This window comes from Chitinophaga terrae (ex Kim and Jung 2007), from assembly GCF_900107795.1.
GTDB classification, from domain to species: domain Bacteria; phylum Bacteroidota; class Bacteroidia; order Chitinophagales; family Chitinophagaceae; genus Chitinophaga; species Chitinophaga terrae.
Map to the genome: position 1 here is coordinate 49,820 of NZ_FNRL01000026.1, position 14,301 is coordinate 64,120.

General features: G+C 47.5%; 12 protein-coding genes. 2 read left to right on the top strand and 10 right to left on the bottom strand.

Annotation, left to right across the window (positions count from 1 at the left end):
* Positions 1-113: 113 nt before the first annotated feature.
* From BLV62_RS22275 to BLV62_RS22320, 10 genes are all read right to left on the bottom strand, one after another.
* Entirely contained in the window at positions 114-518 is a 405-nt protein-coding gene (locus tag BLV62_RS22275; RefSeq protein ID WP_089764442.1) for a carbohydrate-binding protein, read from the bottom strand.
* Between the two features lie 208 nt (positions 519-726).
* Positions 727-1,800: a glycoside hydrolase family 76 protein gene (locus BLV62_RS22280; RefSeq protein ID WP_089764444.1), complete on the bottom strand. Its 1,074-nt coding sequence runs from the start codon at positions 1,798-1,800 to the stop codon at positions 727-729.
* 5 nt (positions 1,801-1,805) lie between these two features.
* On the bottom strand, positions 1,806-2,951 hold the full coding sequence (locus BLV62_RS22285; RefSeq protein ID WP_089764446.1) for a glycoside hydrolase family 76 protein: 1,146 nt from the start codon (positions 2,949-2,951) through the stop codon (positions 1,806-1,808).
* Positions 2,952-2,959: 8 nt separating this feature from the next.
* Positions 2,960-4,087, bottom strand: coding sequence for a SusE domain-containing protein (locus BLV62_RS22290; protein ID WP_225889531.1), 1,128 nt, complete (start codon positions 4,085-4,087; stop codon positions 2,960-2,962).
* A gap of 25 nt (positions 4,088-4,112) precedes the next feature.
* Positions 4,113-5,720, bottom strand: coding sequence for a RagB/SusD family nutrient uptake outer membrane protein (locus BLV62_RS22295; RefSeq protein WP_168927756.1), 1,608 nt, complete (start codon positions 5,718-5,720; stop codon positions 4,113-4,115).
* An 18-nt stretch (positions 5,721-5,738) separates the two neighbouring features.
* Positions 5,739-9,227: a TonB-dependent receptor gene (locus BLV62_RS22300; RefSeq protein ID WP_089764450.1), complete on the bottom strand. Its 3,489-nt coding sequence runs from the start codon at positions 9,225-9,227 to the stop codon at positions 5,739-5,741.
* A 55-nt stretch (positions 9,228-9,282) separates the two neighbouring features.
* On the bottom strand, positions 9,283-10,287 hold the full coding sequence (locus BLV62_RS22305) for a FecR family protein (protein ID WP_089764452.1): 1,005 nt from the start codon (positions 10,285-10,287) through the stop codon (positions 9,283-9,285).
* A gap of 73 nt (positions 10,288-10,360) precedes the next feature.
* The gene (locus BLV62_RS22310; protein ID WP_089764454.1) at positions 10,361-10,975 is read right to left on the bottom strand and encodes an RNA polymerase sigma-70 factor; all 615 of its coding nucleotides are present in this window, start codon (positions 10,973-10,975) and stop codon (positions 10,361-10,363) included.
* A gap of 136 nt (positions 10,976-11,111) precedes the next feature.
* Positions 11,112-11,873, bottom strand: coding sequence for a helix-turn-helix transcriptional regulator (locus tag BLV62_RS22315; protein WP_089764456.1), 762 nt, complete (start codon positions 11,871-11,873; stop codon positions 11,112-11,114).
* A gap of 14 nt (positions 11,874-11,887) precedes the next feature.
* Positions 11,888-12,190 (bottom strand): hypothetical protein, encoded by a 303-nt coding sequence (locus BLV62_RS22320; protein ID WP_089764458.1) that lies wholly within the window; start codon positions 12,188-12,190, stop codon positions 11,888-11,890.
* A gap of 91 nt (positions 12,191-12,281) precedes the next feature.
* Between BLV62_RS22320 and BLV62_RS22325 the strand changes: the two genes are divergently transcribed.
* Both BLV62_RS22325 and BLV62_RS22330 read left to right on the top strand, forming a co-directional pair.
* On the top strand, positions 12,282-13,469 hold the full coding sequence (locus BLV62_RS22325) for a TlpA disulfide reductase family protein (RefSeq protein ID WP_089764459.1): 1,188 nt from the start codon (positions 12,282-12,284) through the stop codon (positions 13,467-13,469).
* Between the two features lie 64 nt (positions 13,470-13,533).
* Complete coding sequence (locus BLV62_RS22330; protein WP_089764461.1) at positions 13,534-14,289, top strand: XRE family transcriptional regulator; 756 nt, start codon at positions 13,534-13,536, stop codon at positions 14,287-14,289.
* The last annotated feature ends 12 nt before the right edge of the window (positions 14,290-14,301 follow it).

A 14,301-nucleotide genomic window follows, 5' to 3' on the forward strand; every position in this document is an offset into this window, starting at 1 on the left:
CTATAGGCATCCTGTATGGGCAGTTCTTCGTCTTTGAATATATACCGTCTTTCTACCGGCTGCGGATACCGCAAAAAATAATTGCTTCCATTTAAACCGGGTTAACGATTTTACTAATAATTAAAAATGAATCCGAAAGAAGTAATGCTGAATGGGTTGGCGCCCTTTGCCACAATGTAGAGATCATGTACGCCTTCGGCGTGCCGGAGATTACCGGTCAGTTTCAGCGCATATGTGCTATCACCGGTGTAAGGTACTGCCAACGTTCCTATGATCTTGCCTTTGGGCTTGTCTATCCTGAATTCGATCCTGGATTTGCCATTTTTATGCTCAGAAGCCACTTCCACACGGAACCCTATCTCCCCCATACTCAGGTTTACCTGGGCAAATGCCAGATAGCTGCCCTCCTTCATCCGGAACTCGGTAGACCTGTCTCCTTTTTTTGCTGACGGCGCAGTTGTTTGCCCAATAACGGGCAAGGGCAAAAACACTAACACCAGCATAAAAAGCAGCCTCATAGGATAGGGTAATACGGTTCTCCCGGGTATTCAAGTTATATAATAATCGTATAAAATTAACAAATTTTATAATATCAAAATCACCCTTTAAAGTATCGTTAAACTTTGTATGCCAGAAATATAAAAAGGAAGGAAACAAAAGGCGAGTTAAATGATCTCATCTTTTGTTTCCTTCCTTTTAAAATCTTTATACCCTGGCGGGGAACATTTACTGCATGGCTGCCAAACGGGAATATATCTCTATCATGCCTGCCTGCCCAAGCAATTCCTTTTCCGGCCTGTTGCCTACCATATTGGTGCTGCGGTCCCTTTCCTTCTCCCAAACTTCATTAGCATATTCCTGCATGGCACGGATATACTTTTTGTTCCTGTCTGTTCTGTAAAGTTCTTCGTAGCCCCGTAACAGTACGGCATTGAACCAGTAGGATGACTTAAACCAGCCCCGATGATAGAATTCTTTATAACTGCTTTCCGCTATTTGCTGCGCAGTTTTAAGATACTGTGTATTCCCTGTCAGATGGTACAACTTAACGCTTGCTTCCAGCATGGTTCCGCTGTTATAAGTATAAACGGCAGAATCGATCCTGTTATGCTCCTCCGGTTTCAGCGCATCCCAGTAAATACCATCGTCGCGGCGCAGGTAGCGGTTAACCCAGTTGTAAAGCAACAACGCGGTATCCAGGTAGCTTTTCTGACGGGTAACCTGGTACAACTGCAGGGCCAGTAAGGCTGCCGGACCATTGGAACAGGTGTTCTTGGTAGTTTTATCGCCTTCTTTCCAGTAGATGCCTCCTCCCGTTACGGTATCGTAGCCTGTCATCACAAACCTGTAGATCTCAGCTCCTTTGTTCAGGTACCATTGTTTACCGGTACGGGTGTAAGCATCCAGGAAGGCAATTCCTATCCATTGGTTGTCGTCATAATACCTGTCTTCCCGCCGCTCTTTCACCACGTAGGAAGCATACCCCGGGCCCGGAGGCAAGGGGTCGTAGTACTGGTTGATGGCGGCCACCACAGGTTTCATATAGTCCTGCCCGTGACTTATCCTTTCCAGTTCATTGCTGGCCTGTACCATCCCGCAAAGTCCCCACAGGTAGGTATGGGGATTAGGATTGGCGGCCTTATCGCTGGTCTGCAGGTACAGGCCAGTTCCGGGTTCGTAGAGGTATTTATTCACCGAACGCTGGATCAGCAACGCTTTTTCCTTGTTTGATTGCGCCTGCAATACGTTTGCCAGCAATGAACTGACCAGCACCACAACCGTCATGCTTCTGCCCAACATCACAATTACTTGATTAATCCCATTTGTTTCAGGTGATACGCGGCGTCTATTACCATTTCACCACTGAGTTGTTCGGTAAGATCGCTGTTGGCAGCTATGGTCGTCCAGTTCTTATTAAAGATCACCTGCGGTTTGGCAGTACCTTTCACCCAAAGCGTTTCTGCATTCAGTTGAAGGAAATTGGCAAACTTGGCAGCATCGGTGCTACTGATACCGCCGTCGGTGATCAGCAACATCAGGTAACGTACCAGGATGCCTTTAAAAAGACCTCCGTCGCCCGCGCCTTCATCTTTTAAGATGTTGGCATTGGTGAATGTGCCGCCTAACGCATTGTTGGCGGTTTTAAGCGCATCGTTCAGGTATACCTGCTGGCCTGTAAGTTTATACAACTCTACACCCGCACCAATGAATACACCCTGGTTATAGGTGAAGTTCCAGTTCTTGGTAACGTTTCCGCTGCCATCCTGGTTAATGCCATCCCAAACCAGGCCGGTTACAGGATCTACCAATGTAGACTTCTGCCAGTCATAGATCTTCTTTGCCCATGCAATGTCATCGGCATTTTGAGTAACGCCGTACATGCGCGCCGCAATGATGCATGCAGGAGCATTAGCCGGCGTGTTCTTGTAATTCTTGGATTTATCTTTATTCCAGTGGATACCGCCGCCCCAGACATCATCCCAGCCACCTTTGATATCGTTCCACAACAGCACCGCCACATCTTTGTATTTGGTGTCGCCGGTCGCTTCAAAAGCTCTCAGGCAGGCTAAGGTCATCCACTCCATATCATCATAAAAATGATTGATGTAAGTGTTGCCATTCTTGACTTTCATCCCTGCCAGCAGATCATCCATCCGGGTTTTGATAGCCGGGTCGTTCTTCCGGATATAGGCATCTACCAATACATCCAGCGCGTGTGCATTAGGCCAGTAATTGAAGGTAGCGTTGCCGCTGTTGTTGGCATTGAAATACTTGTCCTGGTTCCAGTAGTTATTCAGCAAACCCTGGGTAGCCGAGTCGGCGATCTGGGGCCAGTTATAAACATACCTTTCCTTGCCGGCGCCCGGGCCCGGGCCATCATCTACAGGTTCTTTCAAACATGCAGTGAAGGCCAGGGGGAGCAATAATATAGATAAATACTTTGCTTTCATGATCGTCCTTATTTTACAATTACCTCGTGGGTGTAATTTTTATCAGTGTAGAAGTAAAGGTTAATGTCACAGTTCTTGTTATCTGCTTCCGCAGCAAACTTGTAACAGTAATTCCACTGATCGTTGTTGGCAATAGGGCGAAGTTCCCAGAAGCTCAGCGGGGTGCTGGAAGTAGGACGGCTGTTATCTGCGTTGGAGCTGCCGATCCATTCGCTGCCCGCGTTGCCGTCTGCATCTACCGTAGCAATGCGGAATTTATACCGTTCGTCGCGGCCCCAGCTTTCCTGTTTAAATTCTATAGGCTGGCTCTTGGCGCTCCAGGTGCTATGGCCTGCGTAGTTAATTTCGAACAGGAACTTGTTCAGCGGCGCGAACCACAGGCCAATGCTGGTGATCTCTGTTACATTGGCTGCGGCGTTGTTAAAGTCTAACCTGATACGGTATACTTTAGTGCCTTTTGTTTGCTCGGATTCGCCGGCTTCTTTCACGGCAGTTCCGCTGATCGAGTAAGTAGTTGGCGTACCGGTGTTGCGGTTAGTGAAATGATACTTACCGTTTTTCAGGGAAGTATAGATCTCGTAAACGCCCGGAGCGGTAGATTTCATTTTCAGCGCATTGCCCAGCTCGGCGCCTGCTTCGGTAGCCTCGCCGGTCAGGTAAACATCTGTAGGAATTTCAGCGAAGCCGTTAGGACGCTCTACTTCTATCAGCTTGGATTCAGCGGCTTTCTGGATGTTGTAGCCCTTGGATGCCAGCACTGTCCATTTCAGTTTGCCTGTTGCCAGGGAAGCGATACCCGCTTTACCGGCAATGCTGTTCAGGTCTTTATGCGATAAGGTCAGTTTATTCTGTACCCCTCCCCCATCGGATGCATATTTTGCTACGGGGTTGGAGAAATCGCCGTTTTCCTTATCGAACGCTACTTCATATAATACCAGTGAACCATCTTCGGCGCGGGCCTGGTCCCACTCAAAACTTACAGTGGCGCTGGTTGTAGGTTGCAGTTTAATATATTTATTGTCCAGCGGCGCGGTGAGTTTAGCTACCGGCTGGATATTAGTGTTCAGTGAGTAATCATCTTTTTTGCAGCTGAACATCATAATGCTGCATGCTATTAATAACAAATACTTTTGCATGTTCATTCAGTTTTTGCGTGTGGAATTACCAATCCTGGTTTTGTGAAAGATTTTTATTTTGGTCGCGTTCTACGGTTGGTACAGGCCAGAGATAATGCTTAGGATCTGTAAATAACCTGTTCTCTACAATTATATATCCTTTGGGATCTTTGTTAAAGGCCCCGGATGTTACCCTGATACCTCTTACCGGCCTGTTCAGCACAGTAGCGGCAATTTTCCAGCGGCGGATATCCAGCGCTCTCAAACCTTCGAATGCAAATTCCGCCCTTCTTTCGCGACGGATGATGGTTTGCAGTGCGGCTTTGTCCCAGGCTGCATTGAACTCTGTAGCTCCTGCATCGGTGAAGCCTGCACGTTTACGTATAGGCTGTATAGTTTGGTTCCATACCGCGGCGTTCATCTGTCCCAACTCGTTCTTTGCTTCTGCATACATCAGCAATACATCGGCGTAACGGATAAGGATCAGGTTCAGGCCGGAAGCATAGTTGGTAGCGGCGCGGTCGTAGTATTTATAGAAATAGTAACCGGTTGGAGACGCTCCCTGGTCGTCTACCGTGTTGGTAGAAGGAACTGATCCCGGTTGCGTGAGGATCGTTTGTACGTTACCGTTAAGATCTGTCACCTTGGAACCATGGTGAAGGATGGTAGCTTCGAAACGCGGATCGCGGTTCATGTACGGGTTATTCTCATCATAACCTGAACCAGCTTCGTTGATCGCTTTACCGTTGGTCATGATATAATCGTCTACCAGGTCCTGCGTTGGCACCAGTACGCTTCTCAGGGCAGTAATGGTCTGCGGCATGAACGAACGTTGTTTATCGTTTGTTCTGCTACCGCCATATTGCAGGTCGAAGATCACTTCGCTGTTGTATTCATTAGCCACGGTGAACATGCCCGAATAGCTGTTGAACAGGGAGTAGGCGCCATCTGTTGTTTTGCCTATAAGCAATTCGCAATCGTTGACCACTTCCTGCCATTCGCTCCTGAACAGGTGTACGCGGGCGCTCATGGCTATAGCGGCGCCGCGGGTTACGCGTCCCCGGTCTTTCTGCTCCTGGGCGGTATTGGCCGGCAGGTCTTTGCGGATGTCGTTCAGCTCAGACAGTACAAATTGCTGAATGGTATTTTTATCCGTACGGCTGATCGTTCTTGAATTGTCAATAGAGATCAGGTCCAGGTAAAAAGGCACATCTCCGTACCAGGCCGTAAGCTGGAAATAAGCATAGGCGCGGATAAACCTGGCTTCCGCTACGATGCGGCGTTTCAGGGCGCTGTCTATACCCGGCACCCTATCCATGTTCAGGGTGATCTCGTTACACCGGCGGATGGTCGTATAGTAGTAAGACCAGGTATCTTTTACCCTGGCGTTGTTGCCATCGTAACCGCCATTGGAAATAGCGTTCACGTTCAGCAAACCGGTACCGCTGTTGTAGGCGTTGTCGCTCAGCGCTTCATCGCCGTAGAAATAATCGTCTTTCGACAAATGCTCATAACAGGCGGTTAAAGCATCCAGTCCATCCTGTGCATTGCGCCAGTAGGCATTTTCGGTGAACTCCTTCGTTATGGGCTGGTCGAGCTTCCGACAAGCAAATAAACTGGCAGCTACCAATATAGATAAACATATTTTCTTCATAACTAATTTCATTTAGCATCAAAACTTAAGATCTATACCAAAGGCAAACGTAGCAGCATTAGGGTAGTTACGACCTGCGATCGGGTTGTAGTTAGACATGCTGAGTTTGTCGTCGAACTGCGAGAATTCAGGATCTACGCCGATTTCGCGGAAACGTTTAGGCATGATAGTGATCAGGTTCTGACTGGTGAAATAAACTCTTGCTCCCTGGATCTTTGCTCTTTGCAGTAAAGAAGCCGGCAGGCTGTATCCAACCTGGAAATTCTTCAGGCGCAGGTATTTGGTATCGAACAACCAGTAATCTGAATACGCAAAGTTGTTGGCATCCGCGGCCCCGATGGTCAGCCTTGGATAGCTAGCGTTAGGATTGGTTGGCGTCCAGCGATCCAGGTGCTGCACCATGGCGTGGTCTTCGTTGTTGTGGAACGCTTCCACGATATCCCCGCGCAGGAATTGCGTTCTTTTTCCAACGCCCTGCCAGAACATAGTCAGGTCGAAGTTCTTCCAGCTCACATTATAAGTAAATCCGAAGGTGTAACGAGGGAAAGGATTACCGAAGATATAACGGTCGTTCTCATCGATCACTCCATCTTTGTTCCTGTCGATATACTTGATATCGCCGGGCATTACCTGCTGGTTGTAAGCGAATGGCACTTTAGGCGCATTCTTCAGGTCGTCCAGGTTCTGATATAAACCATCTGATTTATACCCGTAGTAAGACGCGATCGGGTAACCTTCTTTAATAATAAAGGTAACATCAGATCCTCTTACAGATTCCTGGCCGAACTTGATCACCTTGTTCAGGTTATCGGAAAGGTTAAAGCCAAAGTTATGATTGAAGGCGCCTGTCCTTAAACGGTAATTGATCGTGAACTCCCAACCTTTGTTGTCTACCTTTCCTACGTTTTCCAGTGGCGCAGACGTACCCGCGGTTCCCGGCACTGTCTGGAACAGGTAAATACCGCTGGTTTGTTTGTCGAAGTAATCGAACGTTGCTGTCAGCTTGCCGTTGAAGAAGTCGGCATCAATACCATAGTTGCTCATGGTAGAGATCTCCCATTTCAGCAGGTCGTTGAAGGTTGAGAAAGTAGAACCGTTGGCAGGCGAGTTATTGAAAGAATAATTGGCATTATTCAGCGCCACTCTTGCCAGGTAGTTAAATCCGCCGATGTTGGAGTTACCCACCTGTCCCCAGGAATAGCGCAGTTTGAAATTGCCTATCCTCTCTTTGATGTCCTGCATGAAGGCTTCTTCTGTGAGCCTCCAACCGAGGGAGAATGCCGGGAAAAACTGCCAGCGGTGACCAGGAGCCAGTTTGGAAGACCCGTCATAACGCCAGGTGAATTCAGCCAGGTATTTATCAGCATACACGTAGTTCATTCTTCCGAACAGGGAGTTCAGGGCGTATAAATTCGGGTTGATGATATCGTTATAGGTGCCTAAGTCGCGGTAATCGAAAGTTCCGTCAGGTTTCGGGATATAACCGCCGCCGATAGACCAGTCGTTGTCGAGATTGGTAGTTCCGAACCTGTCGGCTCTCAGGCCCCACGATTCGTTGGTCGCATCGCTACGTACGCCTACCTGGCCTTTCACGTAATGTTTGCCAAAGGTATTTTCATACTCGGCAGTGGTATATACGTTCGTGATCAGGTTTTTGTATACGGAGGTATGTCGCTCGTTGTACAGGGGCGGCGTTGCGGTTGTATAATAAGGAGCGTAATCGAACTTGTTGATGCGGCGGTCGTTGTTCTCGATCGAATAATTCGCAGAAGCGTTGAAATTGATCTTGAAATGTTTCACCGGGGTGATCACAACATCCAGTCCGCCCATGAGGTTATCGATCCCCTGGGTTTCATAGCCGTAGTCGGATAACAGGGCAAAAACGCTGTTGCTGGTAAGGCTTGGAACAACCCAGTTGCCCAGTGAATCTTTAACCGGGTAGATGCGCGGCACCCTCATGGCATCCCTCATCAGCATGCCGATATCGGCTGCCTGTTTGCGGAAGTTGGAACGGGTGTAGGCAGCGTTTCCTGTTACTTTCACGTATTGGCTAACGTCTACGGATACATTGAGGCGGGCGTTATAACGTTTGTAGTAGAAATCCTGCGGCACATATTTGTTCTGCAACATGTTGCCCTGGTCGAGGTAGCCGAGCGAGAACAGGTAGCTGCTGGATTTGCCGCCGCCGGTAACGCTCAGGCTATGGTTTTGCTGCGGCGTGTATTTGCGGATCATTTCCGTGAGCATAGCTGGTTCCGAACCCCGGTCGTGCCAGTATTGGATATTTTCAGGCGTAAACTGCGGCGTTTTTCCTGAGTTCACCAGTGCTTCGTTTTTCAATGTCATGTATTGCCATGCTTCCATCTGGCGGGGCAAAGTGGTAGGCGTTTGCCAGCCATACATGCCATTGTACTGCACAGAAGGGCGTTCGTCTTTATTTCCTTTTTTCGTGGTGATGTAGATCACGCCGTTAGCAGCCTGGGAGCCGTAAATAGCGGCGGATGCGGCATCTTTCAGCACGGAGATATTCTCAACATCATAAGGGTTCAGGTTACGCAAACCATCGCCACCTGCAACGATACCGTCGATGATGATCAGCGGTTCGTTACCGGTTAAGCTACCTACGCCACGGATGTTCATGGTGAGTTTGGCGCCCGGTTCAGCAGTGTTCTGCTGGATGATGAGGTTAGGCGCCTGTCCCTGGAGGGCCTGGTACATATTCACTACCGGGCGGCCTGTAATGTCTTTAGACGATACGGTGCTGATAGCGGCGGTCACCTGTCCTTTTTTCTGCTGACCATAGGCGGTAACAACTATTTCGCCCAGGTCTTTGGAGTCGGTGTTCAGCATTGCCACGATGCTTTTGCGGCCGTTGATGGCAATTTCTGAAGGCGTATACCCCACAGATGAGATGAGCAATGTACCGTTTGCCTGGGCAGCAGGAATTTTGAGGGAATAGTTGCCTTCCCCGTTGGTCACTGTTCCTATGTTCTGTCCTTTTAGGCGGATATTGGCACCGGGGATAGGTTCTCCTTTCTGGTCCACCACGCGGCCGGTGATGGTGATGTCTTGTTGCTGATTTCCTATAGTGGTGGCCAGCTCTGCGCGTTTGAGGATGATCTTGTTGGCGATGAATTCATAGTTGATGTTCAGCGGCAGCAGGATCATTTGCAAGACATCTTCCAGGCGGTTATCCTTTACATTCAATGAAACTTTCTGCGCTGATTTAAGATCGTCGTTTGAGTAAACGAAAACCAGCGAAGTCTGAGCTTCTATCTGATCCAAGACCTGTACGAGATTTGCATTGTCTACTTTCAGGCTAACCAGTTGGTTAGGTGCAACACTTGCAGGCGGCCGTTCATGTTCTTTTTCCTGTTGATTTTGCCTCCGGGCGCTGGACGCATACGCTACCTGGGCCTGGATATCCAGTACACTTATCATCGATAGCCCAAGAACCAGCGGCAGGAAGGACGGTCTGAAAGAAGGCCTGTAAAGTTCCTTTCTCATAACGTAGTGGTGATTAATAATGAAAATGAATAAATATTAAACGTGTTGGCTGTTACTATTCTCCTATAACTAATGTTGAATCGGTGATCCGGTAGTGGAAAGCCTTGGATTTACTCAGGTAATACATAATGTCTTCCAGGCTGTTGTTATGAAAGGAACCTGTAAGTCGGAACTGTTTTGGTGCATCGGCTTCAAACAGCACTTTCTTATCGAATTTCCGTTCCAGGCCGGCCCCGATCTCCTCCAGTGTAGCGTTCCGGAAGATGAGCCGGTCTTCCGTCCAGGCTTTATCTTCCTTATCTATCATGGTTGATTTTACGATAGTGCCGGTGCTGGCAGTATAGGTCACTTTGATATCCGGTGTAATAACGATGGTATCGCTTACCTTTTTGGCTTCTTCGTAACGTGGGATGAATGCTACCTTACCGGTTATTACTGAAGTCTGGACAGGTTCATTATCGTATGCTTTTATGTTAAACGAGGTGCCCAGTACTTTTACTGTTCCTTTTTTCAGGTGAACGATAAAAGGCCTTGCACTCGGTGCAATTTCGAAGAAGGCCTCTCCTTCCAGGTAAACAGTGCGGCTTTTGCTGTCGAACTTTTGCGGGTAGGTTACCTGGCTGGCGGCGTTCAACCATATGACGCTTCCATCGGCCAGTTCTATGTAAGCCTTCCTGGCATTGCCGTTTTTCTGTTTTACCCAGTGCAGTGGTTTTGATTCGGCCTGTTCTTTTTCCCTGTTAAAAAAGAATATCGCTGCGCCGAGCAATGCGCAGGCAGCAGCAACTGCCGCGTATTTCCGCCACCTGATAGGTCTTACTACCGCAGGAGCGGCGGTATTGGCAGCCTGTATCTTGGCCCAGGTTCTTTCGAGCGCCTGTTCGGTATCGGCAGCTGCCGGTTGTTGTGTTTCCCTGAAATAATGTTCTAAGTGTAGGTATCGTTCTTTCAGCTCCGGGTGCCGGCTGATCATTTCCTCCAGCGTGGTAATTTCTTCCAACGTGGCCACCCCGGTGAGTTTTCGTGTTACCAGCAGCACAAATTGTTCTTCGTCAATCATAAAATGGAATCGTGTTCTGGTATAAGGACAGGTAACGGGAGGAAAACTACTTACAAAAAAGAAAAAATTTTTTTTAGCCCTGGAACAAAGCGGTTAGCCCCATTAATATAATAAAGGGAGGAAGCATTTTTTTGCGGGCGGAGATAGCGCCTAATTCAGCATTGAGCTTGCGCATGGCGCGGAAAAGCTGCGTTTCCACGGTGCGGGGGGAAATATTGAGGATTTCGGCCACTTCCTTGTATTTGAAACCATCTTCTTTTATTAACTGGAAGATGCGGCGGCATTGGGCCGGGAGTGTTGCAACGATCTTATCCAGTTTGAACCTGATCTCTTTCCATTCGAGGTCTCTTTCCAGGTCTACGCTGTTCTGCAGATCGGCGGTATCGGAGCCTGCCAGGGGGACTATGCGCAGGTGACTGTATTGTTCGAGGTAGTTCAGCGAATGGTTTTTAACGGCTACGAACAGGTATACCTGCAGGTTGGCGATATTTTCCAGTTCACTGCGTTTATTCCAGAGTTTTACAAAAACGTCGGAAACAATTTCTTCTGCCGCTTCCCTGGCTGGCACATAACGCAGGCAAAAATTCAGTAAGCGTTCATAAAAATGACGGAACAATTTAGCAAATGCCTGTTCATCATCATCACGTGAAATATGTAGTTGCCATTCACGAACCTCGTCTCTAATCATGTGGCTAAAACGTTTTTGCTAAAACAGAGAAAAAAAAGGAAACTGCTGGTTTCCAGACCTGGTTGACTAAATTCCTGTAACAGCCGGCGGATTTATGAGCAATAATAAATAAAAGGTTTAAAATAAACAAACCTTCTTAGCACCATCCTTCCTGGACGGCTTTCACGAGTATGGCGGCGATGGTGGGCTGACCAGATTTTTTCAGCATGTTTTTACAGTGTTGGTCAACGGTTTGTTTGCTGATGCTTAATTGTTCGGCTACCTGGTACCTGTTCAGGCCTTCCAGCAACAACCGGAGCACTTCTACTTCGCGGCGGGTAAATGAGGGGCCGCCTGTCAGCACTTTTTTAATAGGGATCTGGAATTCCTGCTGGTCATTATCCAGGTCGACCAGGGTGAGCACGGGCGTACCTGTGGTTTTGAGAAAAGAAATATCAGTATGCACTACCAGCGATCTTAAGAGCGTGCCTTTTTCGTCGTATTGCAGGGGAATGCTTTGCTGGAGGAGCCGGATATAGTCGCCATTAGCCTTCCTGAAGCGGATGTCGTAACGTACTTTATAGGAGAAGCGTTCTTCCAGGGGAAGGCTGTAGAAGAAATCGACCACCGAGTTTTCGAAATCGAAGAACCAGGGTCTGTCGTCGGGATGGATCATATCTATCAGGCGGGCTACCGACATCTCTTCGGGCCTGTACCCCATGATCCGGGTAACACTTTCGTGCATATAATCGAGGCTTCCCTGTGCAACATTGAATATAAAGTAATAGAAATCGCCTACCTGGAAGAATTTAAGTACCTTTTTATGTACTTCCATGCCCAGTGTCAGCTCAGGTGGTTCTCCAGTTTCAGACATGATGCGCCATATCTTCTTGGCATCTTCATATAATTGTACATTCATGCTCAGGCAACAGCTTATTTCATTAAGTTAAAAGATACAAAAATTATGGTTATGCTGATGCAAACCAACGCTACCAGGAACGTATAATCGGCGATCAATTCCAGGCGGGCGCTGAAATTTTCGCGCCGGCTCCTCATCGATAAAAAAGATAACAGGCAGCTGGCCATGAGCAGGATGGCTGCTATGCCGGTAAAATCGTCGATCAGGGTGGCTGCCGAAAAACCCGTCACCTTGATAGACGTCAGGATGATCAAACAAAATCCCAATAAATTGGTTGATGTATTTAAGATATGCGGCGACTTATTATGATTTGTCATGTTGTCCTATTTGTTAATTACAATTAACAAAGATTTCGTAAACATATGAGAATGTTTTTGTTGATAGTTTTATTCCGATAACATAACCCATATGAATAAACTGATGCTTGTCACGTTATTGAGCTGGCCTATGCTTTCCAGTGCACAGGAAGGCAGGTTCGTCATTAACGGAAGAATGGAAAAAATCGACATTCCAACAAAAATATACCTCACTACTGTAGTGGATGATATCATGACAATGGATTCCGCCACCATTCAAAACAACCAGTTTCACTTCGAGGGCAAGGTGGAAGGTCCTATTAAAGCTTCGCTGTTCATTAACGACATCAGACCCGCCGACAAAGCGCCAATCACTGTTCAATATAAGAACAACATGCGAATTTTCGTGCTGGAGCCGGGTGAAATAAAAGTTAATGGTAAGGAACTGTTGAAGACCGCTACTGTTTCTTCCCCCATTAACAACCTGGAAAAAGAATACAAGGAGTTGTTGAGAGATATCACGAAAACCATGGATAAAGTGGAGTACCAACTGGCCGCCCTGCGTGCGAATAACGGCAAGCCAAACCCGGAAAAGGAACAAGAGCTGGCCATGCGTCATCAACTTTCCTACGGCGCCCGTAAAATGCTCCAGCAAAAATATATCAACGAACACCCGAAATCCTTTTTCAGCCTGCTGGCACTGGAAGAGGTGGCCGGCTACACCTACGACCCTGTTTACATTTATTCTATGTTCGAAAGACTGGATTCCTCTGTCATCAATACTCCCGAAGGCAAACTCTTCAAAGCAGAACTGGACAGGGGTATGAACCTGCTGATCGGCTCAGAAGCGCCCGATTTTAAAGTAACCGATCTCCGTACAGGCAAGGAAGTGAAACTCTCCGATTTTAAAGGAAAGTATGTACTTGTCGACTTCTGGGCCACTTATAACGAGTATAGCCGGAACGCCCACCAGGTAATGACGGACGTATACAAAGAATTTGCAGACAGCAATTTCACCATTATCAGCGTTACCGTAGATGCCCCTTCCAACCGCGACGCTATCATGGAAGCCATTGAAAAAGATAAGATGGAATGGACAAACCTGGGCGACTCTCTCAGGCAACGGAACGATGCAGCAAAACTCTTCAACATCTTTACATTACCCCAGATTTACCTGATCGATAACAATGGTCATATCTTCAATAAAAACTTCCCGATAGAAAACCTAAGGACTGAAATTATTAAAATGAGACATCCGAAACGAGAAACCGAAGACAGTGCACTGCAAAGTGCCAATTAAAGAAAATTTACCCTACATTTGCCCTTATCAATTATAAATATAATTTATTATAAATATATAAGGAATGGGTAAACAAACCCTTTATTGGGCATCAAACCTGAAATGGCTTAGGACGAAACAGCAACTTTCTCAATACCGGTTAGCAGACATACTCGGATTCAACAGGAACAAGATCACTGCCCAGGAAAGCGGTAAAACCAAAAATCCACGGATGGAAGACCTGGTACTGATAGCTGATTATTTCCAGGTGCCGATCGACCACTTCATTAAAACAGACCTTTCTACCTTCCCGGATGCTGAATTGGAAACATTGATGAAGAAACAACCGGATCTCACGGGGAAACATATACGCGTTTTGCCAATCACCGTTGACCAGCAGAACGAAGAGAACATGGAATATGTTCCGGCCAGGGCCAGGGCAGGCTACAGGAGCGGATTCAGCGATCCATCCTTCATTGCGGCGCTGCCTAAGTTCACGTTACCGGATCTTCCGAAAGGGAAAACAATCCGCATGTTCCCTATCAGCGGCGATTCTATGGAGCCCATACCCAGCGGCAGCCATGTGATAGCTCAATACCAGCAGGATTGGGCCGCTATAAAGAATAATACTCCCTGCGTCCTTATCCTGAAAGGAAGCGAAGAGGATATCGTTTTTAAATTAGTAGTGAACGAGATTAAAAAGAATGGTACCCTATCTTTAGTGTCACTGAACCCTGCCTACCCTGCTGTGCAAATACCGGTCAACGAAGTGTTGGAGATATGGACCTTCATCGGGTACCTGAGCAAGGAAATGCCGGCTGCCAGCGTATCCTTGCAGTAGTGACCGGATTCA

Coding starts and splice junctions, on each gene's coding strand:
- BLV62_RS22275 (WP_089764442.1), bottom strand. CDS start 518: ATGAGGCTGCTTTTTATGCTGGTGTTAGTGTTTTTGCCCTTGCCCGTT.
- BLV62_RS22280 (WP_089764444.1), bottom strand. CDS start 1,800: ATGTTGGGCAGAAGCATGACGGTTGTGGTGCTGGTCAGTTCATTGCTG.
- BLV62_RS22285 (WP_089764446.1), bottom strand. CDS start 2,951: ATGAAAGCAAAGTATTTATCTATATTATTGCTCCCCCTGGCCTTCACT.
- BLV62_RS22290 (WP_225889531.1), bottom strand. CDS start 4,087: ATGCAAAAGTATTTGTTATTAATAGCATGCAGCATTATGATGTTCAGC.
- BLV62_RS22295 (WP_168927756.1), bottom strand. CDS start 5,720: ATGAAGAAAATATGTTTATCTATATTGGTAGCTGCCAGTTTATTTGCT.
- BLV62_RS22300 (WP_089764450.1), bottom strand. CDS start 9,227: ATGAGAAAGGAACTTTACAGGCCTTCTTTCAGACCGTCCTTCCTGCCG.
- BLV62_RS22305 (WP_089764452.1), bottom strand. CDS start 10,287: ATGATTGACGAAGAACAATTTGTGCTGCTGGTAACACGAAAACTCACC.
- BLV62_RS22310 (WP_089764454.1), bottom strand. CDS start 10,975: ATGATTAGAGACGAGGTTCGTGAATGGCAACTACATATTTCACGTGAT.
- BLV62_RS22315 (WP_089764456.1), bottom strand. CDS start 11,873: ATGAATGTACAATTATATGAAGATGCCAAGAAGATATGGCGCATCATG.
- BLV62_RS22320 (WP_089764458.1), bottom strand. CDS start 12,190: ATGACAAATCATAATAAGTCGCCGCATATCTTAAATACATCAACCAAT.
- BLV62_RS22325 (WP_089764459.1), top strand. CDS start 12,282: ATGAATAAACTGATGCTTGTCACGTTATTGAGCTGGCCTATGCTTTCC.
- BLV62_RS22330 (WP_089764461.1), top strand. CDS start 13,534: ATGGGTAAACAAACCCTTTATTGGGCATCAAACCTGAAATGGCTTAGG.